Below are 24,517 nucleotides of genomic sequence, written 5' to 3' on the forward strand. Positions count from 1 at the left end.
ATGCCCGCTGCCCCCTCCCTGAATATTCCTGCCCTGAACATCCCCGCCAACTCGGCCATTGCCCAGCCTGAATTCTTGATGGGCGTGGCCACCGCCTCCTACCAGATCGAAGGCACTGCCGACGAGGATGACCGCCTGCAGTCCATCTGGGACACCTACTGCGACGAACCCAGCCGCGTGCTGCACGGCGACCACGGCGACGTGGCCTGCGACCACTACCACCGCTGGGAGGCTGATGTGGACATGATTGCCGGGTTGGGCGTGGATGCCTACCGCCTGTCGATCGCCTGGCCGCGCGTGATGGACGAAAAGGGCAACCCGAACGCCAAAGGCATCCACTTCTACAAAAAACTGCTGGACGCGCTCATCGCCAAAGGCGTGCAAACCTACGTCACCCTGTACCACTGGGACCTGCCCCAGCATCTGCAAGACCGGGGCGGCTGGGCAAGCCGCGAAACCGCCTACGCTTTTGCCGAATACGCCGACCTGATGAGCCGCGAGCTGGCAGGCAAGGTGACCGCCTGGGCCACGCTGAACGAACCCTGGTGCTCGGCCTACCTGGGCTACGGCATTGGCCGCCATGCCCCCGGCGTAACCGATCTGCGCCAGACCACGCAGGCCCTGCACCACCTGCTGCTGGGCCACGGCCTGGCGCTGGCCAAGATCCAGGCCAACGACCCCAAAGCGATGCGCGGAATCGTCTGCAATACCGGCGTGTTTGGCCCGCACACCGACAGCGCCGCCGACCAGGATGCGTCGTACCTGGCCTATGTGCAGCAAAACCACTGGGTGTTCGACCCGCTGCTGCTGGGCACCTACCCGCAAGACCTGTTCCGCCTGTGGCCGGGCACCGAGCCACTGGTGCTGGCGGGCGACATGGAAATCATCTCCACCAAGATGGACTTCCTGGGCATCAACTACTACTTCCGCACCGAGGTCGAATCGGACGGCAAAGGCGGCTACCAGGAAGCCCCCCACTCCGATGCGGTAGAGCGCACACAAATGGGCTGGGAGGTATATCCCCAGGGCCTCACCGACCTGCTGGTGGACTTCAATACCCGCTACAAAGACATGCCTCCGGTCTACATCACCGAAAACGGCATGGCCAGCGACGACAGCGTGGGTGCCGATGGCGGCGTGGCAGACACCCAACGCATTAGCTTCCTGGAGCGGCACCTGATGGCGGTGGACACCGCCATCAAGGCCGGGGTGGACGTGCGCGGCTACTTCATCTGGTCGTTGATGGACAACTTTGAATGGGCCTACGGTTACGAGCGCCGCTTTGGCATTACCCATGTGGACTACACCACCCAGGTACGCACGCCTAAGCACAGCTCGCTGGCGGTGCAGGCCTTTTTGAAACAGCGTAAAGAGCGCCCTGCGCGCTGATTGGTTTTCCTGGCAGGATCGGCGTTAGTACGCTGGTTCTGCCCTTTTTCCCCTGGGCAGTGAGCCCTCTTTCAATAAAAACTGGAGACAACATGCAAGCACAAGTTCGTAGCTCGGTGGCCCTGGCCATTGCATCACTGGCCACTATCGGCCTTATGGCCGCCACGGGCGCACAGGCGCAAACCAAAGCGGAAGTCATGCACTGGTGGACCTCGGGGGGCGAATCGGCGGCAGTGCAGGAACTGGCCGCTGCGTTCAATAAATCGGGTGGCCAGTGGGTCGATACGGCCGTGGCCGGTGGCGAGGCGGCCCGTGCAGCAGCCATCAACCGCATCGTCGGCGGCAATCCACCCACCGCCGCCATGTTCAACACCTCGCAGCAGTACCTGGACATCATCAAAGAGGGCATGCTCAACGACATCGATGCCGTGGCCGCCAAAGAGCACTGGGACACCATGCTGCCCGCGCCCGTCATCAGCAGCATCAAGGTCAACGGCCACTACTACGCCGCCCCGGTCAACATCCACATGCCCAGCTGGTTCTGGTACTCCAAGCCCGCCTTTGCCAAGGCCGGTATCACCAGCGAACCCAAGACTCCCGATGAACTGTTTGCTGCGCTGGACAAGCTCAAGGCCGCCGGCCTGGTGCCCCTGGCCCTGGGTGGCCAGGGCTGGCAGGAATACATCACCTTCTACAGCTGGGTGGCACAGGTCGGCGGTACCGATCTGTACCTGAAGTTCTTCAAGGACCACGATGCGGCCGTCATCAACACCCCCGCCTTCCGCAAGGTGCTGACCGACTTCAAGCGCCTGAAAAGCTACACCGATGCAGGCTCGCCGGGCCGCAACTGGAACGATGCCACCTCGATGCTGATCACCGGCAAGGCCGGCGTGCAGATCATGGGCGACTGGGCAAAGGGCGAGTTCAACAACGCCAAGCAGGTGGCGGGCAAAGACTATGGCTGCTTCCCTGGCTTTGGCCCCAAGTCGCCTTACATCATTGCCGGTGACGTGTTTGTGTTCCCCCGCACCAAAGACCCGGCCGCCATCAAGGCGCAGCAGATGCTGGCCACCTCGATGACCTCGGCCGCCACCCAGGTTGCGTTCAACAACAAAAAGGGTTCCATCCCGATCCGCACCGATGTCGATGCGTCGCAAATGGACATGTGCGCCCAAACCGGCCTGGCCATCATGAAGGACAAGACCCGCCAGATCGGCGTGCCCGACATGCTGCTGGCCCCCGATGTGGGCGGTGCCGTGCAGGACATCATCTCCAAATACTGGAACACCAACCAGTCGGTGGACGATGTGGTCAAGGCGCTGCAGGGCGCGATCAAGGGCTAACCCCCAGGCTGCAGTGCTGCGCATCTTTCGCCACCCCCCTCGTATCGGTTTAAAAAGCCGATACGACATGCAGGGGGCGATACCAGTGGCCCGGCGGAGCCGGTTCCACGGCATCTTGGGTGGAAGGTGCGTTATCCCTGTGAGACTAATTCCTAAATTTATAGCTAGTCGCGCTTCATTGGCGTGCACTGAAGGCTGATTGTGCTTACAAAAAATATAAAACCGCCGCCTCGGCGCGGCAAGCGCCAGAACTGGGCGGTCAACTTCGCCTTGCTACCCATGGCGATCACCGTGCTGCTGTGCTACGTGGGCACGGTGCTGTGGTCAATCACCGTGTCGTTCACCAGCGCCAAAACCTTTCCCAACACCAACTTCGTCGGCCTGGCCCAGTACGAAAAGCTCTTCACCACCGACCGCTGGTGGCTGTCGCTGCACAACATGGCGCTGTTTGGCGTGATCTTTGTGATTGCCTGCCTGGTGCTGGGCTTCTTTCTGGCCGTATTCATCGACCAGAAGGTGCGCGGCGAGGGCATTTTGCGCACCATCTTTCTGTACCCCTACGCCATGAGCTTTGTGGCCACCGGCCTGGTCTGGCAGTGGATGCTGAACCCCGGACTGGGCCTGCAAGAGGCGGTGCGCCAGCTGGGCTTTCCGAACTTTGAGTTCGACTGGATCATCAGCCAGGACAAGGTGATGTACGCCATCGCCCTGGCCGCTGTATGGCAGTCTGCCGGGCTGGTGATGGCGCTGCTGCTGGCGAGCCTGCGCGGTGTAGACGAGGAAATCTGGAAGGCCGCGCGCATTGACGGCATCCCCGTCTGGCGCGTCTACCTGAGCATCGTGCTGCCGATGATTGCCCCCGGCATTGCCACCGCCACGGTGCTGCTGTCGCTGGGCGTGATCAAGGTGTTTGACGTGGTGGTCGCAATGACCGGCGGCGGCCCCGGCATTGCCAGCGAGGTACCCGCCAAATTCATCATGGACTACCTGTTCAACCGCGCCAACATCGGTCTGGCATCGGCCGCCTCGGTGGTTCTGCTGCTGACGGTGCTGGCCCTGCTGCCCTGGCTGTACGCCAAGAACCGCATGGAACATGCAAACAACAAGGGCCACTGAACCATGCGCACCGCAACCTCCCCCCTCAAAGTGCGCAACCAGCGCCCTAAACAACGCTTTTTCACCCCGGCCCGGCTCGGTATCTACGCCTTTTTGCTGATGAGCGCGCTGTTCTTTCTGCTGCCGCTGTACGTGATGGTGGTGACATCGCTCAAGCCCATGGAAGAAATCCGCCTGGGCCAGATCTTCGCCCTGCCCAGCCAGCCCACTATCGATGCCTGGGTGGTGGCCTGGTCCAGCGCCTGCACCGGGCTGGAGTGCACCGGCATCCAGGTCGGGTTCTGGAACTCTTTGAAGATCGTCATCCCCAGCGCCGCGCTGTCCATCTTTATCGGTGCGCTCAACGGCTACGCGCTGGCCTACTGGCGCAGGCCCTGGGCGGGCTGGTTCTTTGCCATCTTGCTGCTGGGTGCGTTCATTCCCTACCAGGTGCACCTGTACCCGCTGGTGCGCGGCTTGTCGATGCTGGGCCTGTTCAGTACCCTGCCCGCCATCGTGCTGGTGCACACCATCTTCGGCATGCCAGTGATGACGCTGCTGTTCCGCAACTACTACGCCAGCCTGCCCGAAGAGCTGGTGAAGGCCGCGCACATCGACGGCGGTGGTTTCTGGCGCATCTTCTTCCAGCTGATGATTCCCATGTCCACCCCCATCATCATCGTGGCGGTGATCATGCAGGTGACCGGCATCTGGAACGACTTTCTGCTGGGCCTGGTGTTTGCCGGGCGCGAGAACCTGCCCATGACGGTGCAGCTCAACAACATCATCAACACCACCACGGGCGAACGTTTGTACAACGTCAACATGGCGGCCACCATCCTCACCTCCTCGGTGCCGCTGTTCATCTATCTCATCTCCGGTCGCTGGTTCGTGCGTGGTATCGCCGCCGGTGCTGTTAAAGGCTAATCACTATGGCAAGCGTTTCGATCCAACAACTCCACATCCGCCTGGGCAATGTGGACATCTTGCAAAACATGGACCTGGAAGTGGTCGATGGCGAATTTCTGGTGCTGCTGGGCCCCTCGGGCTGCGGCAAATCCACCCTGCTGCACAGCATTGCCGGGCTGATCGACGTGCATGACGGTGTGATTGCCATCGGCGGCACCGATGTCACCTGGGCCGACCCCAAGGACCGGTCAATCGGCATGGTGTTCCAAAGCTATGCGCTCTACCCCACCATGACGGTGGAGCGCAATATGTCCTTCGGCCCGCGCATCACCGGCATCCCCAAGGACGAAATCACCCGCCGCGTGGAGCGCGCCGCCGCCATGCTGCACCTGGGGCCGCTGCTGCAGCGCAAGCCCTCGCAGCTGTCCGGCGGGCAGCGCCAGCGGGTGGCGATTGGCCGGGCCCTGGTGCGCGATGCCGGGGTGTACCTGTTTGACGAACCCTTGTCCAACCTGGATGCCAAGCTGCGCAACGAGCTGCGCCGCGAACTCAAGCAACTGCACCACGACATCGGCAAGACCATGGTCTACGTGACCCACGACCAGACCGAGGCCATGACCCTGGCCAGCCGCATCGCGGTGATGCTGGACGGCAAGATCCAGCAAATCGGCACGCCCGCCGAGGTCTACGACCGGCCAGTAAACCGCTTCGTGGCCGGCTTTTTGGGCTCGCCCACCATGAACTTCTTTGACGGCGTGATTGCCTCCGACAACGGTCAACTGGTGTGGCACGCACCCGGTCTTACCGTGAACGTGGCCGCCTACCCCTTCGCCGAGCCGCCGCACATGGGCCAGAAAGCCGTGCTGGGTATCCGCCCCGAGCACGTCGACCTGGTGCCGCAGGGCCAGACCGCCTTGGGTCATGCCACCGTCACCCTGGCCGAACCCATGGGGTCCATGGTGGTGCTGTGGCTGGATTTGGGTGGCACGGCGATGTCGGTCATTGCCGAGAGCCACACTCCGCACCAGCGCGGCCACACCCTGGGTGTGCAGTGCGATGCGCGGCGCATCTCGCTGTTTGGCGAGAACGGACAGCGGCTGTAGCGGCCAGCCCCCGCCCGCCCAGCGGCGGGCATACTTATCCGTTTGCACCGCCATTGCGATGACCCTCAACGCCCGCCGTTTTTTGATTTTGATGATGTTGCAAGCCTTTGCTGTGGGCCTGTCCAACATCTTCGTCAACCTCTACATCTGGAACATCGACCGTTCGCTACTCACCCAGGCCAGCTACAGCCTGAGCCAGTCGGCCGCTATTCTGCTGAGCTTTCCGCTGTGCAGCCTGCACGCGCGGCGCACCTCGCCCATGGCCAGTTCGCGGGTCGGGCTGGTGCTGTTCATGCTGGCCTACGCGGTGATCTTGTGGCTGCAGGAAGACTGCGCCCAGCACGTGGTGCTGATTGGCGGCATGCTGGGCCTGGCGGTCAGCTTCTTCGTCATTGGCCAGCACATGCAGTTTCTGGAAAACGCCCAGGACGCGCAGCGCGACCGTTTCTTGTACGCCGCCAACTACATGACCAGCAGCGCCGCCATCGTGGCTCCGCTGCTGGCGGGTTGGTTGATCCAGCACATTGCGGGTGCCCCTGGCTACAGCGCCGTGTTTGGCCTGTCGCTGCTGACGTTTGCGGTGGCGACCTGGTGGTCGACCCGCATCACCGGCCAGCCGCTGGCACGCCAGTCCAACCTGCTGGGCGCGTGGCGCAACAAGCAGCGCACCTGGCGCGGCATGTTCTGGGTCAGTACCGCCATGGCCACGGTGCAGGGCACCTACACCAGCTTTCTGGTCACCATCATGGCCTTCTCGATCCTGCAGGACGAGTTTGCCCTGGGAGCCTACAGCGCCATGGTGGCGCTGGTGGGCCTGGTGTCCAGCGTGGCCTTGGCCGCGCGCAGCCAGGCCCGGCACCGGCTGCGCATCTACACCCTGGGGGCGCTGCTGGTGTGCGCTGCCTCCGTGGGGCTGGCGCTGGTGCAACAGCCCGGCATGCTGGTGGTTTATGGCATTGCCAGCGCCATCGGCATGAACACCATCACCACCTGCGAAATGGCCTGGAGCTACGCGGCCATCGAATCCGCCCCCGACTACGACCAGCACAAGCTGGACTACATCGTGGTGCGCGAAATCCCCCTGGGCATTGGCCGCATGGTGGGCGTGGGCCTGTTCTTGCTGCTCAACAGCCAGTTTGAAAGCCAGGTGCTGACCCTGGGCTTTGTGCTGTTTGGCGCGGTGTATCTGGCGCTGGTGCCCGCACTGCGGCGGATCTGGCAACCGGCCATGCCAGCACTACAAAAAACATAGCTACTAGCGTAGGTAGCGTATGCGCTAGAGGCCTGAATTCCTTAAAAAACCAGAGTCTTATACGATAGGCGGGTGAACGCCACCCTGACACCACTCCACTTGTCCAACGGACAAGACCGCCCGCCCTGGTGGATTTACCTGCTGCTGCCGCTGCTGCATTTCGCCAGCGTCAAGCTCACCCTCCTTTGCGCCGTCACCCCTGAAACCGAGGTCGTGGTCTGGCTGCCCAATGCCGTGCTACTGGCCGCCTTGATGCGCTACCAGGGCCAGCGTGGCTGGGCCATGGCGGCGCTGACCTACAGCTCGGACGTGCTGGCCAGTTTGTCGGCTTTTTCACCCTGGGGCGCGGTGTTGCTGAGCCTGGTCAACCTGGCCGAGGTGGTGTTCGCCTACTGGCTGATGCGGCGTATGCATGCGTCACTGGGGCTGCAGCGGTTTCGGGACTTCGGTAAATTCATCGCCGCCGGGCCTATCGCAGCCGCGCTGCTGGCCAGCCTGCTGGCATCGGCCGTACTGCTGCAACTGGATGCCAGCACCACCACGCCGTACCTGACGCTGGTGCGGTTATGGTGGTTTGGCGATGCGCTGGGGCTGCTGATCTACACGCCGCTGCTGCTCAGCTTCTCTGGGCCGGTGCTGTCAGCCCCCATCCGCTTTACCCTGCTCGACGGCACCGTCGTGTTGCTGGGCTTGGCACTGGCCGGGCTGGTCTTCAGCATCCACCGGGGCGAAATCGGCGGCGTATCGGTGACACCCGACCTGCTGCTACCGCCCGTGTTGTACCTGGCCGTGCGCTTTGGCGTGCGCTGGACGGCACTGGCCGTGGCGCTGATTTCCCTGGCCACCGCCTGGGTGTTGACCACCGGCCACCAGCCGTTCGGGGCAGTCGATGTGCACCTGGAAATCGTGCGGGCGCAAGAGTTCATCTTCACGCTGTGCACCATCGGCATCGGTTTCGCCATTTTGCTGACCGAACTGAAAACCCACGAACGCGGGCTGGAAGACAAAGTGCGCGAACGCACCCAGGCACTGGAAGCCACCAACACCCTGCTGGCCGCCCTGAGCGCCACCGACGGCCTGACCGGCATTGCCAACCGCCGCCGCTTCGACGAAGTGCTGGCCAGCGAATGGAGCCGCGCCGCCCGCAGCGGCCAGCCGCTGGCGCTGGTGATGCTGGACGTGGACTTTTTCAAAGCCTACAACGACCACTACGGCCACCTGGCGGGCGACGACTGCCTGCGCCACATCGCCCGCATGCTGGCCGCGCATTTGCACCGCACCGGCGATCTGGTGGCCCGCTACGGTGGCGAAGAATTTGTACTGCTGGCCCCGGTGCGCGATGCCGCCGAAGCCCTGCACATCGCCGAAACCGCCCGCCAGGCCCTGGCCACCCTGGCCTTGCCACACGCGGCATCGCCCTTCGGCATGGTCACCGCCAGCCTGGGCGTGGCCCTGCACGTGCCCACCGTGGGCGAAACCACCGACCTGCTGGTGCAGCAAGCCGACCAGGCGCTGTACCAGGCCAAGGCGCGGGGGCGCAACCAGACCGTGCTGCAGGCATCGTCCGCAGCCTAGGCACCTTGTCTGTATGCGGGCGGCGGCGCGCTGAGGGACTTTGTTGCCGCGATACCGCGTGCGTCTCCATCGCCAAATACTACTAAATCAATAGCTACCAGCGTATATACCTTCTACGCTGGAGGCCGATTTCATTCAAATCCAGCTAACGGATCAGTTGCCGCTTTGGCACAGCATCCAGGAAGGTCGGAATTTGCGTGCCCAGCTTGAACACGGCCACCGAGTCCACCAGGGCCAGGGCCTGGCCTTTCAGGCTGCTGGCAGCGGCGGCCATTTGCTCGACCAGTGCGGCATTCTGCTGCGTGGCCTGGTCCATGTGGATCACCGCTTCGCCCACCTGCGCCACGCCGGTGGCCTGCTCGGAGCTGGCCGCGCTGATCTGGCCCATGATCTCGGTCACCTGCTTGATCGACCGAACCACCTCGGCCATGGTGGTACCGGCCTGGTCCACCAGCGCCGTGCCTTGGTCTACCCGCTCCACGCTGGTGCCAATCAACGCCTTGATCTCTTTCGCCGCCTGGGCGCTGCGACTGGCCAAGCTGCGCACCTCGCTGGCCACCACCGCAAAGCCGCGGCCTTGTTCGCCTGCGCGGGCGGCTTCCACTGCAGCGTTCAGCGCCAGGATATTGGTCTGGAATGCAATGCCGTCGATGACGCTGATGATGTCGGATATCTTCTTGGAACTGTCGTTGATGCCCCGCATGGTGTCCACCACCTGGTTCACCACCTCGCCGCCACGGGAGGCCACGCTGGAGGCATTCAGCGCCAGTTGGTTGGCGTGGCGGGCGTTGTCCGCGTTGAGCTTGACGGTGGAACTCAGCTCTTCCATCGAGGCCGCAGCCTGTTCCAGCGCGCTAGCCTGCTGCTCGGTGCGGCCCGACAGATCGTGGTTACCGCCTTCAATTTCCACGCTGGCGTTGGACACGCTCTCGGACCCCAGCCGTACCCGCCCGACCACCTGGAACAGGCTTGCCTGCATAGCCTGCAGTGCGGCCAGCAGCTGACCGGTTTCGTCGGCCGACACCACGTGGATCGCAGATGTCAAATCACCCGAAGCCACCGTCTGGGCCACATGCACCGCCTGGCGGATCGGCCGCGTGATGGATTGGGTCAGACCATAGGCCAGGCCCGCGGCCAGCAGCGTAGCGCAGGCGGTCAGCACCACCATCAGCACATTGGCACCGTGGGCCATGGAAGCGGCCTGCGAACCAAACTCTTCCATGCCGTCGGTCTGGGTTTTTACAAAACTTTCGATCGCCGACAGGTAGGCGTTTTGCGGCTGCAGCATCTCCTTGACCAGATAGATCCGTCCTTCATCAATCTTCTCGGCCTTGACCAACGCGACCAGCTCTTGCTCGTGTTTCTTGAAGTTGGCCCGCGCCTCCAGCATGGCACTTAGTGCAGCCTTGCCTTTGTCGGTGTGCACGATGGTTTGCAACTCTTCTAACGCCTTGCCGATCACGACAGCAGAGTCCTCTACCTTGGCCAGTTCGCCTTGCACCACCGGTGCGTCGCTCGCAATCAGGGCGGTGCGCAACGCTCTGGATTGGCGGTTGACCTCGTTTTCAATTTTCTGCGCCAACGCCACTTTGTGGTAGCGGTCGTGCAGGATGGTTTCGGTGTTCTCGTCCACCGCGTTGATGCGGCTGATGCCCACCGCCGCCATGGCGATGAGCAGGCCGATAACGATGGAAAACCCGGTCGCCAGCCGCAAACCGATTTTCATGTTTTGGAACAATTGCATTCTGTCAACCTCATTGAGATGGTTTGTAGTCAAAGTTACACGTCGTTTACAAAACGTGTTTCTGCATGCTGCCACGCTGCGGTGCATATCAACAGCTATTTCTTTCGAAACCATCTCGGTACAGCCGCTGACGCGCGGAAAAACTTGCCTCCTTGCGCCCAAAACAGGGGGCGTTGCGGCTGTCTTTACCTGTTCTTGCGGGTTTGTCTGTAGATAGAAAACGTTTGCGCAAACGTTTGCCAAGTTATTATCCGCGCCACAGAAGCCCGCTCGGACCGGCCCCGCCGCCCTCGCCCGCCCGCTGTAACTTTCACAACGCCCTGGAGACAAACCCATGAAATTCACCCGCCGTACCGTCCAAACCACCCTCGCCCTGAGCATCCTGGCCGGGCTGTTCGCTGGCCCCAGCTTTGCCGCCGACAAGCCCAAGGTAGCCCTGGTGATGAAGTCGCTGGCCAACGAGTTCTTCCGCACCATGGAAGACGGTGCCAAGGCCCACAACAAGGCCAACGCCGCCAAGTACACCCTGGTGTCCAACGGCATCAAGAACGAAACCGACACCGCGGCCCAGATCCGCATGGTCGAGCAGATGATTGCCCAGAAGGCCGATGCCATCGTCATCGCCCCGGCCGACTCCAAGGCCCTGGTGCCGGTGCTGAAGACCGCCATCGACAAGGGCATTCTGGTGGTCAATATCGACAACCAGCTCGATGCCGATGCGCAAAAAGAAAAGGCCATCCAGATCCCGTTTGCCGGCCCCGACAACCGCGCCGGTGCCAAGCTGGTCGGCGACTTTCTGGCCAAGAGCCTGAAGGCGGGTGACAAGGTCGGCATCATCGAAGGCGTGTCCACCACCTTCAATGCGCAGCAGCGCACCCTGGGCTACCAGGACGCGATGAAGGCCGCCGGTGCCACCGTGGTCAGCGTGCAGTCGGGCAACTGGGAAATCGACAAGGGCAACACCGTGGCATCCGGCATGCTGCGCGAACACCCCGACCTCAAGGCCCTGCTGGCCGGTAACGACAACATGGCCCTGGGCGCGGTAGCCGCCGTCAAGGCTGCGGGCAAAACCGGTCAGGTGCAGGTCGTCGGCTACGACAACATCACCGCCGTGAAACCCATGCTGAAAGACGGCCGCATGCTGGCCACCGCCGACCAGTTCGGTGCCAAGCAAGCCGTGTTCGGCATCGAGATCGCGCTCAAGGCGCTGGCCGAGAAGAAGAAGCAAGCCGAAATGCCCGCCGCGATCCAGACCGACGTGGTGCTGGTGACAAAAGACACCAAGTAAGCTCGGCCCCCCGTGGCGCAGGCATCCGTCTGCGCCACTCCCCATCGTGAATCCTATGACCCCCTCCCCCGTCCTCACCATCCAGTCGGTCAGCAAAACCTACGCCAGCAACACCGTGCTGCACGGCGTGTCCCTGTCGCTGCGCCCCGGCGAAGTGCTGGCGCTGACGGGCGAAAACGGCGCGGGCAAAAGCACGCTGTCCAAAATCATCTCCGGCCTGGAGCGCACCAGCCTAGGCAGCATGCTGCTGGGCGACCAACCCTTTGCACCCGCCGCCCGCCGCGAAGCCGAGGCCCAGGGCGTGCGCATGGTGATGCAGGAGCTGAGCCTGGTGCCCACCCTCACCGTGGCCGAAAACCTGCTGCTCGGCGCCATTCCCCACCGGGGCCGTTGGCGCGCCCATTGGATCGACCACGCGCAACTCCACACCCGCGCCGCCCAGCAACTGGCCAAAATGGGCATCCAGGACATTGACCCGCGCACGCCCGTGTCGCAGCTGGGCATCGGCCAGCAGCAGATGGTGGAAATTGCCCGCAACCTGCAGGACAACACCCGCGTGCTGATCCTGGACGAGCCCACCGCCATGCTCACACCGCGCGAGACGCAGCATCTGTTCGACCAGATTGCGCTGCTCAAGGCCCAGGGCGTGGCCATCATTTACGTATCGCACCGGCTGGAAGAGCTGGTGCAAATTGCCGACACCCTGGCCGTGCTGCGCGATGGCCGCCTGGTGCAGGTCTGCCCCATGCACAGCGTGACCGAGCCCGACATCGTGCAGCTGATGGTCGGTCACGCGGTCGACCAGGACATGCACCGCCCGCGCCGCCCGCGCGGCAAGCTGCTACTGAGCGCCAAAAACCTGGGCCGCGGCAAGGCCGTACAAGGCGTGGACCTGGAAGTCCATGCCGGTGAAGTCTTTGGCATCGCCGGGCTGGTGGGCAGTGGCCGCACCGAGCTGCTGCGCCTGCTGTTTGGGGCCGACCGCGCCGACACGGGCGAGATCACCATCCAGGGACAGTCGCACCCAGGCTGGCGCTCGCCCATCCAGGCGATTGCCGCTGGGATCGGCCTGGTCACCGAAGACCGCAAATCCCAGGGCCTGCTGCTGGCCCAGCCCATCCGCATCAACACCACACTGAGCGACGTGGGCGCGGTGTCCCACGCGGGCTGGCTGGACGTGGCCCGCGAAAACACCATTGCCCAAGACATGGTGCAGCGCCTGTCGATACGCTGCAACAGCCCCGAGCAGGCGGTGGGCACGCTCAGCGGCGGCAACCAGCAAAAAGTGGTGTTCGCCCGCTGGCTGCACCGCGAATGCAACGTGCTGCTGCTGGACGAACCCACCCGCGGCGTAGACGTGGGCGCGCGCGCCGACATCTACGCCGAATTGGAGAAAATGGCCCAGGCGGGCAAGGCCCTGCTGATGGTCTCCAGCGACCTGCGCGAGCTGATGCAGATGTGCGACCGCATCGGCGTGATGGCCCATGGCCGCCTGGTCACGGTGTTCGAGCGCGGCGAGTGGACCGAAAAATCTTTGCTGGCCGCTGCCTTTACCGATACCGCGGTGCTCAACGGCACCCACGGTTAAACCTTTTTTTTACCTATGTCTACACCCCCAAAATCCCCCACCAGCAGCCAGCTCGGCACCTACCTGGGCCTGAGCGCCGTGCTGGTCGGCATGGTCATGCTATTCAGCAGCCTGAGCGAATACTTCTTCAGCGGCGAGACCTTTGTCGCGATTGCCAACGAAATCCCGGCCCTGCTGGTGATGGCGGTGGGCATGACCTTTGTGCTGATCATCGCGGGCATTGATTTGTCGGTGGGCTCGGTGCTGGCCCTGTCGGCGGCGGCCACGGCCAACGCCATCCTGCTCTGGCACTGGGGCGTGCTGCCCGCGGCGGTGCTGGGCCTGTTGGTGGGACTGCTGTGCGGAGCCATCACCGGCGGCATTGCGGTGATGTGGCGGCTGCCGTCCTTCATCGTCTCGCTGGGCATGCTGGAAGCCGTGCGCGGCGGGGCCTATGTGGTGACCGACTCGCGCACCCAGTACGTGGGCGATGCCATCTCCGGCCTGGCTGCGCCCTGGGTGGGCGGCGTGTCGTCGGCCTTCTTCATCGCCGTGGCTCTGGTGGTGGTGGGCCAGCTGGTGCTGACCAAGACCGTGTTTGGCCGCTACGTGGTCGGCATCGGCACCAACGAGGAGGCCATGCGCCTGGCGGGCATCAACCCCAGCCCGATCCGCATCGCGGTGTTTGCCGCCACCGGTCTGCTGGCGGGTTTTGCGGGTCTGATGCAATCCGCCCGCCTGGAAGCCGCCGACCCGAACGCGGGCACCGGCATTGAGCTGCAGGTAATTGCGGCGGTGGTGATTGGCGGCACCAGCCTGATGGGCGGGCGCGGCTCGGTCATCAACACCTTCTTTGGCGTGCTAATCATCGCCGTGCTGGAAGCGGGCCTGGCCCAGATCGGCGTGAGCGACCCGAGCAAACGCATCATCACTGGCTGCGTGATCGTGGTGGCGGTGATCATCGACACCGTGCGCCAACGCCGCGCGCTGGCCCACTAACACAATGGCCTCCATCAAAGATGTCGCCCGCCATGCCAATGTGTCGATCTCCACGGTGTCGCACGTGGTCAACCGCACGCGCTTCGTCAGCGACAAGGCGCGTACCGACGTAGAAGCCGCCATCCGCGCCCTCGACTACGTGCCCAGCGCGGTGGCCCGCAGCCTGAAGAGCAACACCACCAAAACCCTGGGGATGCTGATCCCCAACTGTTCCAACCCCTACTTCGCCGAGATCGTGCGCAGCGTGGAAGACCATTGCTTTGCCAGCGGCTACACGCTGATTTTGTGCAACACCGACGACGAGCCACGCCGCCAAAGCGTTTACCTGCAGGTGCTGGCCGAAAAGCGGGTGGACGGCCTGATCATCATCTCCACCGGCGAAGCCAGCGACCTGCACGACCTGCTGCAGGGCCTGACCACCCCCACCGTGCTGCTCGACCGCGAGGTCACCCATGTGCACTGCGACCTGGTGGAAACCGCCCACCTGCAAGGCGGCCAGATGGCCACCGAGCACCTAGTGGCGTTGGGCCACCGGCGCATCGCCTGCATCGGCGGCCCGGCCGACCTGAGCCCCAGCGCCCAGCGTATCCAGGGCTGGCGCAACGCCCTGGCGGCGGCGGCCCTGGCAGACGACCTGCTCTGGCACAGCGACTTCAGCAGCCAGGGCGGCTTCAACGCCATGCAGGAAATTTTGCAATCGGGCCACCGGCCCAGCGCGGTGTTTGTGTGCAACGACCTGATGGGCATAGGCGCGCTCAGCGCCGCGCACGAGGCCGGGCTGCGCATCCCGCAAGACCTGTCGGTTATCGGCTTTGACGACATCGAACTGGCCCGCTTCACCAGCCCGCCGCTGACCACCATCGTGCAACCCAAGCAGCGCATTGGCCAGCTGGCGGTGGACATGCTGCTCGAACGCATCCAGGGCGGGCGGCTAGATGCCAAACAAATGCTGCTGCAGCCCGAGCTGGTCGTGCGCGCATCCACCTCACCACCATAGACACCATGAAACGCACCTCTTTGCTCCACGCCGAACTCTCCCAGGTCATTGCCAGCATGGGCCATGGCGACATGCTGGTGCTGGGCGACGCGGGCCTGCCCATCCCCGTGGGCCCCGGCGCGCCACAGCGCATCGACCTGGCCGTCTGCCCTGGCACGCCCGACCTGCGTACCGTGTTGCAAGCAGTTTTGACCGAGCTACAGGTGGAGTCCAGCATCATCGCCACCGAAGCCCTGGTGGGCGACGACCGCCAACTGCCCGCCTGGTGCGCCGACCAGCTCGCCACCCAACCCGCCACCGTCAACCATGCCGAATTCAAAAAGCTTTGCGGCCAGGCCCGCGCCATGGTGCGCACCGGCGAGTGCACGCCCTACGCCAACATCATCCTGGTGGCCGGGGTGGCGTTTTAAGCCATTGCTATTAAATAAGTAGCTACTACCGTAGACAGCATATGCGCTAGAGGCCTATTTTTTATAAATTCCGGGTTGGGGGTACATCCAGCGCGTCAGCCCGATGCTGGTGATACAAACCACCAACCAGGCCGTGCCAGACGCAAACCCCGCCAGCACATCGCTGGCAAAGTGCACGCGTAAAAACACCCGGCTCACGCCCACCGAAAACGCCAGCGCCACCGCGGCCAGCACTAGCGGAAAATGCCAGCGTGGCGGCACAAAGCGGCACAGCACATAGGCCAGCATGCCGTACAGCACCACCGAGCCCGAACTGTGGCCGCTGGGGAAACTGAAGCCGTGGGCCACTACCAGCCCGTCGTCGTGCACCGGCCGCACCCGCGCAAAAATCTGCTTCAGCGTGGTGTTGAGCACGCCGTTGCCTGCCACGGCCAGCACCCAGCCCAGTGCCAGCCAGCGGCGGCCACGCCACACCAACAGCACCGCGACCAGGATGCACAGGCCGGTGACGGTGGCGGTGTCGGCCAGACGCGTCAGCAGCGCAAACCCCTGCAGCGCGGCAAGCGGCAGCTGGGTGCGCAGGCTGTCGGCCAGCGCCTGGTCGGCCCGGCCCATGGTTCCATCGGTGCCCAGCTTTTCGGCCAGCTCGGCAAACACCCAGGCCGCGGCCACGATCACCGCGAAGCCCGCCGCCAGCCGCACGCCCAGGTACAGCGGGGGCGACAGGCTGCTGTGCTCGCGCGGCACATGCATGCGCCGCAGCCCCCACCAGGCCACCCCGGTGGACAGCAGCAACACCACCAGCAGCCCGCCAAATATCGGCAACGCATGCTGCCCCGCCCAAGCTGCCCAGGACTCTGCATCAAACGGCATACAGCCCCCGGTGCACCTGCAGAGAGGTGACTTGGGCACAGACAAAAGCGCCTGCGTCGGCAGCGAAATCCCACTGCTCTACGTCGCAACGCCGGTCGGCGGCCTGCCAGCGCAGCAGGTTCACCGAGTTCGGCGCGCCCGCGCGCACCCGGCGCGACACCGCCGTGCCCGCCTGCACCGCCCACAGGGGCCGCGCCAGGCCCGGCAATGGCAGCACAAACGGCAGGTGGATGTGCCCGCCCATCACCAGGTCGGCCCCGGCGCGCGCCCAGACGCGCTGTGCATCGGCATGGCCACGCAGCAGATTTTTTACGTCCTCGGCCCGCTGCACCGCGATCGGCTGGTGGACCACCACCACGCGTAACTGCGCCGCGGTAGCCCCGGCCAGCAGCGTGGCGACGCGGTCGATCTGCGCGGGCGACAGCTCGCCGTTTTCATGCCGGTAGGCCCGGGTGGTTTTCACGCCGATGGCCAACAGATCGGCAGAGCGGAACACCGGCTCCAGATCGGCCCCGAAGGCCGCGCAATGCCGGGCGTAAGGGTGTTGCCAGCGCGCCCACAGGTTGAGCAGCGGGATGTCGTGGTTGCCGGGAATCGCCAGCAGCGGCCCGCCCAGCCGGTCCATAAAGGCCCGCGCCGCGCGGAACTGGGCCGGACGCGCGCGCTGGGTGATGTCGCCCGACAGCACCAGCAAATCCGGCTGCTGCTGCCGCGCCAAGGCGGCCAGAGCCTCGACCACCGGGGCCTGCTCGGTACCGAAATGCGGGTCGGATATCTGCAGCAGCACCGTCATGCGCGGCTGCCCTCGGCGGATTTCAGCAGGTACAAAGGCTGCGCGGCCACGCGGAACTCCAGCGGGGTGCGCATGCGGGTGACTTCGCCGTCAAACGCCACCTTGATCTTGCGGCGGCGCGGCTGCACCACCATGCGCGAGAAAGCAAAACTGTCCACGTTGCCGGCCTCGCCCAGCGTGCCCATCGCCCCGTGCAGCATCAGGCCCACCATGGCCAGGGTGCCGATGGGTTTGAGCATCACGGCGGCGATCTGGCCATCGTCCAACGGGCGCGCCGGGTGCTCGCTCAGGTTCACACCCACCTGCTCCAGCTGCAGCCGGTTGTTGCCCACAAACAGGGTGGGCGTGCGCACATTGCGCACCACGCCGCCCTGGTCGATGTGCAGGTGCAACTGGCGGTGGCCGCGCAGCAGCGTCATCAGAGCCGCGCCCAGGGCCACCCAGCGGCTGCGGCCAAAGCGGGCCTTGTAGGTTTCGCGGTCTTCCAGCAGCACCGGGTACAGGCCCAGGCTGGCGTTGACCAGAAACACGTGGCCGTTCACCGTGCCCACCTGTACCGGCGTGGGCACGGCCTGCATCAGCATCTGCGCGGCTTGCGCGGGCTCGGTGGAAATGCCGTGGGTGCGGGCAAAGTAGTTAAAGGTGCCCAGCGGCACCACGCCCATGGCACAGCCCGCGGCGTGCGCGGCCTGGGACACGGCGTTGATGGTGCCGTCGCCGCCTACCGCCACCACCGCCGAGCGGGTGGCCAGGGCGGTGGCCGCGGCTTCGCGGGCCACGCGGGGCAGATCGGCAGGGCGGGTAAAGCACAGCTCGCCGGTGCGCCCGGCGGCTTGCAGGGCTTGGTCGATCACCGCCCGCTTGGCATCGGCATCGCTGCGGCCCGAGGCGGCGTTGATGATAAAAATAAGCGGTGCGGCGGGGTCCAGGTCGGGGCATTGCGTCATAGCCCGCATGCTAGCAGCCCCTGCCCAACACTACAAAATAAATAGCTGTCTGTGCATATGGTTATTGCGCTAGAGGTCTAAAAACCTTACAAAATTCGGTGCCTGCACGAAATAGCCAATACCCCTAGAATCCTAGGACTTACCCGTACTTTCATCCCCGCCGCGCTCTGCGGCCCAGCCCCCCGTTATTGTTATGAACCTCCCCCTGCTGGCCCTGGCCGTTGCCGCTTTTGGCATTGGCACTACCGAATTCGTCATCATGGGCTTGCTGCCCGAAGTCGCCACCGACCTGGGCGTGACCATTCCCGCGGCGGGCATGCTGGTCTCCGCCTACGCGCTGGGCGTGGCGGTGGGCGGCCCGGTGCTGGCCGTGGCCACGGCCAAGATGCCGCGCAAAACCACGCTGGCCTGGCTGATGGCCTTGTTCATCCTGGGCAATATCGGCTGCGCGCTGGCCCCCAGCTACGGTTGGCTGATGGTGGCGCGGGTGCTGACCTCGTTCTGCCACGCGGCCTTCTTCGGCATTGGCGCGGTGGTGGCCACCCAGGTGGTCGCACCGGAGAAGCGCGCCCAAGCTATGTCGATGATGTTTGCGGGCCTGACATTGGCCAATGTGCTGGGCGTGCCGCTGGGTACGCTGCTGGGGCAGCAGACCGGCTGGCGCTCTACCTTCTGGGCGGTGTCGGTAATCGGCGTGCTGGCCATGGCTGCCGTGCTGCGCTGGGTGCCCGCACTGCGCCAGACACTGAGCGGCAGCGCTTTGGGCGAGTTCCGCGTGCTGCGCCACAAGCAGGTGTGGCTGGCGCTGGGCATGAGCATGTTGGCATCGGCCAGCATGTTCACCATGTTCACCTACATCACGCCCATCCTGCGCGATGTAACTGGCATCGCCCCGCAGAACGTCAGCTACGTGCTGCTGCTGTGCGGCGTGGGCCTGACCATTGGCAACCTGCTGGGCGGGCGGCTGGCCGACTGGCGGCTAATGCCGTCGCTGATGTGCATCTTTGCAGCCATTGCCGTGGTGCTGGTGACGTTCTCGGTCACCAGCCAGTGGGTCTGGCCAGCCGTGGCCACCCTGGTGCTGTGGGGCGTGGTGTCGTTCGCCACCGGCGCGCCCTTGCAGGTGCGGGTGGTGTCCCAGGCCGGGGATGCGCCTAGCCTGGCTTCCACGCTGAACATCGGTGCCTTCAACCTCGGCAACGCCCTGGGTGCCTGGCTGGGCGGCAGCGCGATTGCCGCGGGCTGGTCGCTGCGCACCCTGCCGCTGCTGGCCGCCGGGGTGACGCTGGGCGCGCTAGCCTTGACGCTGTACAGCGCGCGGCTGGACCGGGGTGAATCGGCGCGCGGAGCGATGGTCGGAGCCTAAATCAGGGAGCTTGCCAATCACAGTACGGATGCGTCGCCAAGCGGGAGTTGTAGTAACGCGCATCGTCCGTCACCTCCAGGCCCACCCACGCGGGCCGGGCAAACACCTTGTCTTCGGACGTTAGTTCGATCTCGGCCACCACCAGACCGGCGTTCTGGCCTAAAAATTCGTCCACTTCCCAGGCGAATCCCCCAAACAGCACTACACGGCGGATTTTCTCAACGGTGGGCCCATCGCACAGCGCCAACATTTGCGCCGCATCGGCCAGCGGAATCGGGTATTCAAACTCGGCCCGCGTCGCGCCCTGGTTCGCCCCCTTGATGGTCAAAAAAGCCTGCTCGCCCGCAATACGCACGCGCACGGTGCGCTGCTTGTCGCGGTTCAGGTAGCCCTGGCTGAGCAGGGTGCCGGGGCCTTGGCGCCAGGCATCGCCGGTGACGAGAAACTTGCGTTCGATTTCAGTGGCCAAGGGGGTCTCCAGAAGGTAGATGGGCGGGTTGCCGGGGTGCGGGCCATTCTCCCAAATGGCTGCCCGGACTCCACCCGCCGCACGGTGTTATAACCAAGCCCCGCAATTCATCACCCTAGGTGGTGAGCCAAAGACCATATAGAAGGAATCGCACCATGGGCGCGCAGTGGAAAGCAAAAGGTAAAGAGTTGGCAGCCAACGCCAGGGGCCGCGTATTTGGCAAATTGTCCAAAGACATCATGATCGCCGCACGCAGCGGGGCCGACCCTGCCGCCAACGCCCGGCTGCGGCTGCTGGTGGAGCAGGCCCGCAAGGTCTCCATGCCCAAGGAAACGCTGGACCGGGCCATCAAAAAAGGCGCGGGCCTGACCGGCGAAGCCGTCAACTTCGAGCACGTGATTTACGAGGGCTTTGCCCCGCACCGCGTACCGCTGATGGTCGAGTGCCTGACCGACAACGTCAACCGCACCGCGCCCGAGATGCGCGTGCTGTTCCGCAAAGGCCAGCTGGGCACCTCCGGCTCGGTGGCCTGGGACTTTGACCACGTTGGCATGATCGAAGCCGAACCCGCGGCCAAGGGCGCAGACCCCGAGCTGGCCGCCATCGAAGCCGGTGCGCAAGACTTTGAACCCGGCGAGGAAGACGGCAGCACCACCTTCCTGACCGACCCGGCCGACCTGGACCTGGTCAGCCGCGCCCTGCCCACCCACGGCTTCACCGTGTTGTCGGCCAAGCTGGGCTATAAGGCCAAGAACCCGGTGGACCCCGCCAGCCTGAGCGCCGAGCAATTGGAAGAAGTCGAAGCCTTCCTGGCCGCGATTGATGGCAACGACGACGTGCAAAACATCTACGCAGGTCTGGGCGGCTAAAACCCCTTCTGCCCCATTTTTCTAGCCTGCGCGCAGGCTTGCCCTTACCTCTCAACACCGCTCCATGGACTTTCTCATCCTGGCGATCTTGATCGCCATCGGCAGCTACGCGCTGACCTCGCGCGACCAGCGCCAGCGCATTGCCACGCTGGGCAGCCACCTTAGCCAGTACCAGATCGAAAAGCTGATGGAGACCGTCACCCAGGGCTACCTGCGGGCGCTGGGCGAAAAAGACCTGGCCCGGCAAGAGCAAATCTGGGCCCTGCTGAACACCAGCGAAGCCCAGTTGGCCGAGCAGTTCAAGCGCTTTGCCAGCGAATTTGCCAAAGCCGGTACCGAGCAGACCCGCGTCAGCAAAATCGCCATCGCCCTGCCCTATGCCGACACGCTGTTCCCCAGCGCCACCTTCGACCTGCGCAAGGTCTTCGCCATCCACGCCCAGGGCATCGCCCGTGCGGCGGACACGGCCACCACCACCTCGGCCAAAGACAAGGCTTTCACCATGTCGGCCGAGCTGTTTTTGATGCAGCACACTTGCCACTGGTTCTGCAAGTCCAAAACCGTGGCCTCGGCCCGCATGATGGCCCGCCACCAAACCACCTACGCCCAGCTGGTGGCCGCGGTGTCGCCCGAAACCCGCAAGGCGTATTGCAGCCTGGTGGATGCCTGATTGCTACCTAAAGAGTAGCTACTTGTGCTGGTGGAATAAGCACTAGAGGCCTAAAACCTTTGAGGAAATAGACAAATCAAGCCGCCGCGCCGATGGTCTCCAGCGCCGCCAGTGCCTGGGCGGGCAGCACCAGATGCGCGGCAGCCAGGTTCTCCTGCAAATGCGCCAGTGACGAGGTGCCCGGGATCAGCAGGATGTTGGGCGCGCGCTGCAGCAGCCAGGCCTGCGCCACCTGCATGGGCGTGGCACCCAGCTCGCCCGCCACGCGGGTCAGCACGTCCGACTGCAAAGGCGAAAAGCCGCCCAGCGGAAAGAAAGGCACGTAGGCGATGCCTGCGGCGGCCAGTTCGTCGATCAGAGCGTCATCACCGCGCTGCGCCAGGTTGTACTGGTTTTGCACGCAGACGATGCGGGCGATGCGGCGGCCCTCGACGATCTGCTGGCGCGTGGCATTGCTCAGGCCGATGTGGCGCACCAGCCCCTGCTGCTGCAGCTCGGCCAGCGCCGTCAGCGGGGCTTCCAGCGAACCCTCGGCAGGCCCGTGCACATCGAACATGAGGCGCAGATTCACAACCTCCAGCACATCCAGGCCGAGGTTGCGCAGGTTGTCGTGCACCGCGGTGCGCAGCTCGGCCGCCGAAAACGCCGGCATCCACGAGGCGTCCGCGCCGCGCAAGGCACCGATCTTGGTGACCAGCGCCAGGTTGTGCGGGTACGGATGCAGCGCCTGCCGGATCAGCTGGTTGGTGATGTGCGGCCCGTAGAAGTCGCTGGTGTCGATGTGGTTGATGCCGCATCGATGGCAGCGCGCAACACGGCGAGCGCGGCTTGCGAGTCTTTGGGCGGGCCGAAAACGCCCTTGCCCGCCAGTTGCATGGCCCCATAGCCGAGGCGCTGCACACTGCGGTCGCCAAGGGGGTAGGTGCCGGCTGCGGCGGTGCGGGTGGTGGTCATAAAAGCTTCCTTGGATGGTTGATGGAGCGACTGTAGGCGGCCATTGAGCGTGCGACAATCCATCTCACTCCGCACGGGCTGTGCGGAAAACCGAACAATCCACCATGGTCAGCAACCTCGCCGACATCCACGCATTTCTGGCCGTCGCCCGCGCCGCCGGTTTTCGCGAAGCGGGCCGCGCCACGGGCAGCAGCGCATCCAGCCTGAGCGAAGCCGTGCGTCGCCTGGAAAACCAGCTTGGCGTGCGCCTGCTGAACCGCACCACACGCAGCGTGGCCCCCACCGAAGCCGGTGCGCGCCTGCTGGACCGGCTGGAACCCGCGCTGCGGGAAGTCGATGCGGCCCTGGACCTGGTAAACAGTTTTCGCGACAAGCCTGCGGGCACGCTGCGGCTGAATGTGCCCGTCAGCGCCTCGCGCTTGGTGCTGCCCCACATCGTGCCGGCCTTTCTGGCGGCCTACCCGGACATCCGCCTTGAAGTGGTGGCCGAAGACAGCTTTGTCGATGTGCTGGCGGTGGGCTGCGACGCCGGCATACGCTACGACGAGCGCCTGGAACAGGACATGATCGCCATCCCCATCGGCCCGCGCCAGCAACGCTTTGCCGCCGCCGCCTCGCGCGTCTACCTGGAGCAGCACGGCCGCCCCCAGCACCCGCGCGAGCTGCTGGACCACGCCTGCCTGCGCGGCCAGTTCTCCAGCGGCGCCATACCCGCCTGGGAGTTTGAAAGCCAGGGCGAAAGCGTCAAGATCCAGCCCACCGGCCCGCTGCTGGTGCGCATCGGTGCAACCGCCGACCTGGCGGTGGATGTGGCCGTGGCAGGCACCGGCATCGTCTATTTGTTCGAAGACTGGCTGCGGCCTTACTTTGCACGAGGGGAGCTGGAGCCTGTGCTCGAACCCTGGTGGCCGCGCTTTTCAGGGCCCTTTCTTTACTACCCCGGCCGCCGCCTGCTGCCCGCCACGCTGCGGGCCTTTGTGGATTTCGTCAAGGCCATGCCGCCCTGGCAATGACGGCGATTTGCTATTTAAAAAATAGCTACTTGTGTAGGTGGAATATACGCTAGAGGCCTAAAATGCTTACATTTCATCAATCGGCGTGGAACGCTCCAGAGCCTGCGCCTCCAACGCGTAGCGCTCGCGGGTTTTGACGTAAAAGCTGGCACCAAAGCGACCCACCGGGTGGTAGTGCTGCAGGCGCACGCGCCAGGTGTCGGTGTCGATGAGCTCGTCGCGCGCATGCATCCAGACCACTTTGCCGATGAAGATCTGGCGGCTGTCGGTTTCTATCAGCTCCCACAGCGTGCACTCAAACGCCACCGGGGCCTCGGCAATGCGCGGCGGGGCAATGGCGCAAGACGGCGCGGTCGTCAGGCCCACGGCCTCCAGCTCGCTCTGGTCGGGCGGCAGGCGTTCACCACAGCGGTGCATTTGCTCGGCCAGGTCTTCGTCGCACATGTGCACCACAAACTCTTTGCTGCGCTTGATGTTGGCCGCCGTGTCCTTGAGCTGGCCGTCTTGGAGGCGGTTCAGGCTGATCATCACGATGGGTGGCTCCTCGCCCATCATGGCAAACATGCTGAAGGGTGCGGCGTTAACCACCCCGCCCTCGCTCAAGGTGGTCACCAACGCAATCGGCCGCGGCACGATCAGGCTGGCCATCATTTTGTAGCGTTGGTATTCGGTGAGGGTAGCGAAGTCGACGTTCATAGGGAGGTGGCATGCAATAGCTATGCCTGCGGGGGTTGAAAGCAGGCGATAAGAAATCGCAGGAAGTCATGGACAGCGGTAGACAAAATGTTGCAGTGCTGACCTTGCCCTCGAAAAACGTATCCCTTGCTGAGTGTTTAAATTCACGCAAGGAGAACGGAAATGACGAAGACGGCGAGAGCGCGATACACGCTCG

Annotated in this window: 22 protein-coding genes and 1 pseudogene; 16 read left to right on the forward strand and 7 right to left on the reverse strand. The window is 64.3% G+C overall.

Going from position 1 to position 24,517, the window contains the following annotated elements; genetic code table 11:
• The 7 genes from Q0T48_RS09610 to Q0T48_RS09640 all read left to right on the forward strand — a co-directional run bounded on the left by Q0T48_RS09610 (position 1) and on the right by Q0T48_RS09640 (position 8,666).
• Positions 1-1,389: a GH1 family beta-glucosidase gene (locus Q0T48_RS09610; RefSeq protein WP_295955629.1), complete on the forward strand. Its 1,389-nt coding sequence runs from the start codon at positions 1-3 to the stop codon at positions 1,387-1,389.
• Between the two features lie 155 nt (positions 1,390-1,544).
• Positions 1,545-2,732 carry an ABC transporter substrate-binding protein gene (locus Q0T48_RS09615; RefSeq protein ID WP_295955680.1) on the forward strand — a complete coding sequence of 396 codons (1,188 nt, stop codon included), beginning with the start codon at positions 1,545-1,547 and terminating at the stop codon, positions 2,730-2,732.
• Positions 2,733-3,011: 279 nt separating this feature from the next.
• The gene (locus Q0T48_RS09620) at positions 3,012-3,848 is read left to right on the forward strand and encodes a sugar ABC transporter permease (RefSeq protein WP_295955682.1); all 837 of its coding nucleotides are present in this window, start codon (positions 3,012-3,014) and stop codon (positions 3,846-3,848) included.
• A 3-nt stretch (positions 3,849-3,851) separates the two neighbouring features.
• Positions 3,852-4,754, forward strand: a complete 903-nt coding sequence (locus Q0T48_RS09625) for a carbohydrate ABC transporter permease (RefSeq protein WP_295955630.1) — start codon at positions 3,852-3,854, stop codon at positions 4,752-4,754.
• A gap of 5 nt (positions 4,755-4,759) precedes the next feature.
• A complete protein-coding gene (locus Q0T48_RS09630) occupies positions 4,760-5,839 on the forward strand; it encodes an ABC transporter ATP-binding protein (protein WP_295955633.1) in 1,080 nt (359 codons plus the stop codon).
• A gap of 58 nt (positions 5,840-5,897) precedes the next feature.
• Entirely contained in the window at positions 5,898-7,091 is a 1,194-nt protein-coding gene (locus tag Q0T48_RS09635) for an MFS transporter (protein ID WP_295955635.1), read from the forward strand.
• Between the two features lie 99 nt (positions 7,092-7,190).
• Entirely contained in the window at positions 7,191-8,666 is a 1,476-nt protein-coding gene (locus Q0T48_RS09640; RefSeq protein WP_295955639.1) for a diguanylate cyclase, read from the forward strand.
• Positions 8,667-8,811: 145 nt separating this feature from the next.
• On the opposite strand, the gene Q0T48_RS09645 is transcribed toward Q0T48_RS09640, so the two are convergent.
• On the reverse strand, positions 8,812-10,410 hold the full coding sequence (locus Q0T48_RS09645; RefSeq protein ID WP_295955641.1) for a methyl-accepting chemotaxis protein: 1,599 nt from the start codon (positions 10,408-10,410) through the stop codon (positions 8,812-8,814).
• Between the two features lie 334 nt (positions 10,411-10,744).
• On the opposite strand from Q0T48_RS09645, the gene Q0T48_RS09650 reads away from it, so the two are divergent.
• The 5 genes from Q0T48_RS09650 to rbsD are packed head-to-tail and all read left to right on the forward strand — an operon-like array spanning position 10,745 to position 15,671.
• Positions 10,745-11,698 (forward strand): sugar ABC transporter substrate-binding protein, encoded by a 954-nt coding sequence (locus Q0T48_RS09650; RefSeq protein ID WP_295955645.1) that lies wholly within the window; start codon positions 10,745-10,747, stop codon positions 11,696-11,698.
• A gap of 55 nt (positions 11,699-11,753) precedes the next feature.
• A complete protein-coding gene (locus Q0T48_RS09655) occupies positions 11,754-13,286 on the forward strand; it encodes a sugar ABC transporter ATP-binding protein (protein ID WP_295955647.1) in 1,533 nt (510 codons plus the stop codon).
• Positions 13,287-13,301: 15 nt separating this feature from the next.
• Positions 13,302-14,264: an ABC transporter permease gene (locus Q0T48_RS09660; RefSeq protein ID WP_295955650.1), complete on the forward strand. Its 963-nt coding sequence runs from the start codon at positions 13,302-13,304 to the stop codon at positions 14,262-14,264.
• 4 nt (positions 14,265-14,268) lie between these two features.
• Positions 14,269-15,261, forward strand: coding sequence for a substrate-binding domain-containing protein (locus tag Q0T48_RS09665; protein ID WP_295955652.1), 993 nt, complete (start codon positions 14,269-14,271; stop codon positions 15,259-15,261).
• Positions 15,262-15,266: 5 nt separating this feature from the next.
• Positions 15,267-15,671 (forward strand): D-ribose pyranase, encoded by a 405-nt coding sequence (gene rbsD, locus Q0T48_RS09670; protein ID WP_295955656.1) that lies wholly within the window; start codon positions 15,267-15,269, stop codon positions 15,669-15,671.
• A 54-nt stretch (positions 15,672-15,725) separates the two neighbouring features.
• Here the strand turns inward: rbsD and Q0T48_RS09675 are convergent, their stop codons facing one another.
• The 3 genes from Q0T48_RS09675 to Q0T48_RS09685 are packed head-to-tail and all read right to left on the reverse strand — an operon-like array spanning position 15,726 to position 18,284.
• Positions 15,726-16,544: a phosphatase PAP2 family protein gene (locus tag Q0T48_RS09675; RefSeq protein ID WP_295955658.1), complete on the reverse strand. Its 819-nt coding sequence runs from the start codon at positions 16,542-16,544 to the stop codon at positions 15,726-15,728.
• A complete protein-coding gene (locus Q0T48_RS09680) occupies positions 16,534-17,337 on the reverse strand; it encodes a metallophosphoesterase family protein (RefSeq protein ID WP_295955661.1) in 804 nt (267 codons plus the stop codon). The genes Q0T48_RS09675 and Q0T48_RS09680 overlap by 11 nt, the downstream gene beginning before the upstream one ends.
• On the reverse strand, positions 17,334-18,284 hold the full coding sequence (locus Q0T48_RS09685; RefSeq protein ID WP_295955664.1) for a diacylglycerol kinase family protein: 951 nt from the start codon (positions 18,282-18,284) through the stop codon (positions 17,334-17,336). The genes Q0T48_RS09680 and Q0T48_RS09685 overlap by 4 nt, the downstream gene beginning before the upstream one ends.
• A gap of 193 nt (positions 18,285-18,477) precedes the next feature.
• Here Q0T48_RS09685 and Q0T48_RS09690 point away from each other — a divergent pair, with 193 nt between their 5' ends.
• Positions 18,478-19,650 carry an MFS transporter gene (locus tag Q0T48_RS09690; RefSeq protein WP_295955666.1) on the forward strand — a complete coding sequence of 391 codons (1,173 nt, stop codon included), beginning with the start codon at positions 18,478-18,480 and terminating at the stop codon, positions 19,648-19,650.
• A 1-nt stretch (position 19,651) separates the two neighbouring features.
• Here Q0T48_RS09690 and Q0T48_RS09695 read toward each other — a convergent pair whose 3' ends face one another.
• Positions 19,652-20,119, reverse strand: a complete 468-nt coding sequence (locus Q0T48_RS09695) for a CYTH domain-containing protein (RefSeq protein WP_295955669.1) — start codon at positions 20,117-20,119, stop codon at positions 19,652-19,654.
• A 155-nt stretch (positions 20,120-20,274) separates the two neighbouring features.
• On the opposite strand from Q0T48_RS09695, the gene Q0T48_RS09700 reads away from it, so the two are divergent.
• Positions 20,275-20,988: a YebC/PmpR family DNA-binding transcriptional regulator gene (locus Q0T48_RS09700; RefSeq protein WP_295955672.1), complete on the forward strand. Its 714-nt coding sequence runs from the start codon at positions 20,275-20,277 to the stop codon at positions 20,986-20,988.
• 64 nt (positions 20,989-21,052) lie between these two features.
• Positions 21,053-21,658 (forward strand): hypothetical protein, encoded by a 606-nt coding sequence (locus Q0T48_RS09705; RefSeq protein WP_295955674.1) that lies wholly within the window; start codon positions 21,053-21,055, stop codon positions 21,656-21,658.
• A 76-nt stretch (positions 21,659-21,734) separates the two neighbouring features.
• Here the strand turns inward: Q0T48_RS09705 and Q0T48_RS09710 are convergent.
• Positions 21,735-22,612 (reverse strand): annotated as a pseudogene (locus tag Q0T48_RS09710) (aldo/keto reductase family oxidoreductase).
• Positions 22,613-22,716: 104 nt separating this feature from the next.
• Between Q0T48_RS09710 and Q0T48_RS09715 the strand changes: the two are divergent.
• Positions 22,717-23,625: a LysR family transcriptional regulator gene (locus Q0T48_RS09715; RefSeq protein WP_295955675.1), complete on the forward strand. Its 909-nt coding sequence runs from the start codon at positions 22,717-22,719 to the stop codon at positions 23,623-23,625.
• 66 nt (positions 23,626-23,691) lie between these two features.
• Here Q0T48_RS09715 and Q0T48_RS09720 read toward each other — a convergent pair whose 3' ends face one another.
• Entirely contained in the window at positions 23,692-24,321 is a 630-nt protein-coding gene (locus Q0T48_RS09720; protein ID WP_295955677.1) for a flavin reductase family protein, read from the reverse strand.
• Between the last annotated feature and the right edge of the window lie 196 nt (positions 24,322-24,517).

This window comes from Rhodoferax sp., from assembly GCF_025354435.1.
In the GTDB taxonomy this organism is placed as follows: Bacteria; Pseudomonadota; Gammaproteobacteria; order Burkholderiales; family Burkholderiaceae_C; genus Rhodoferax_B.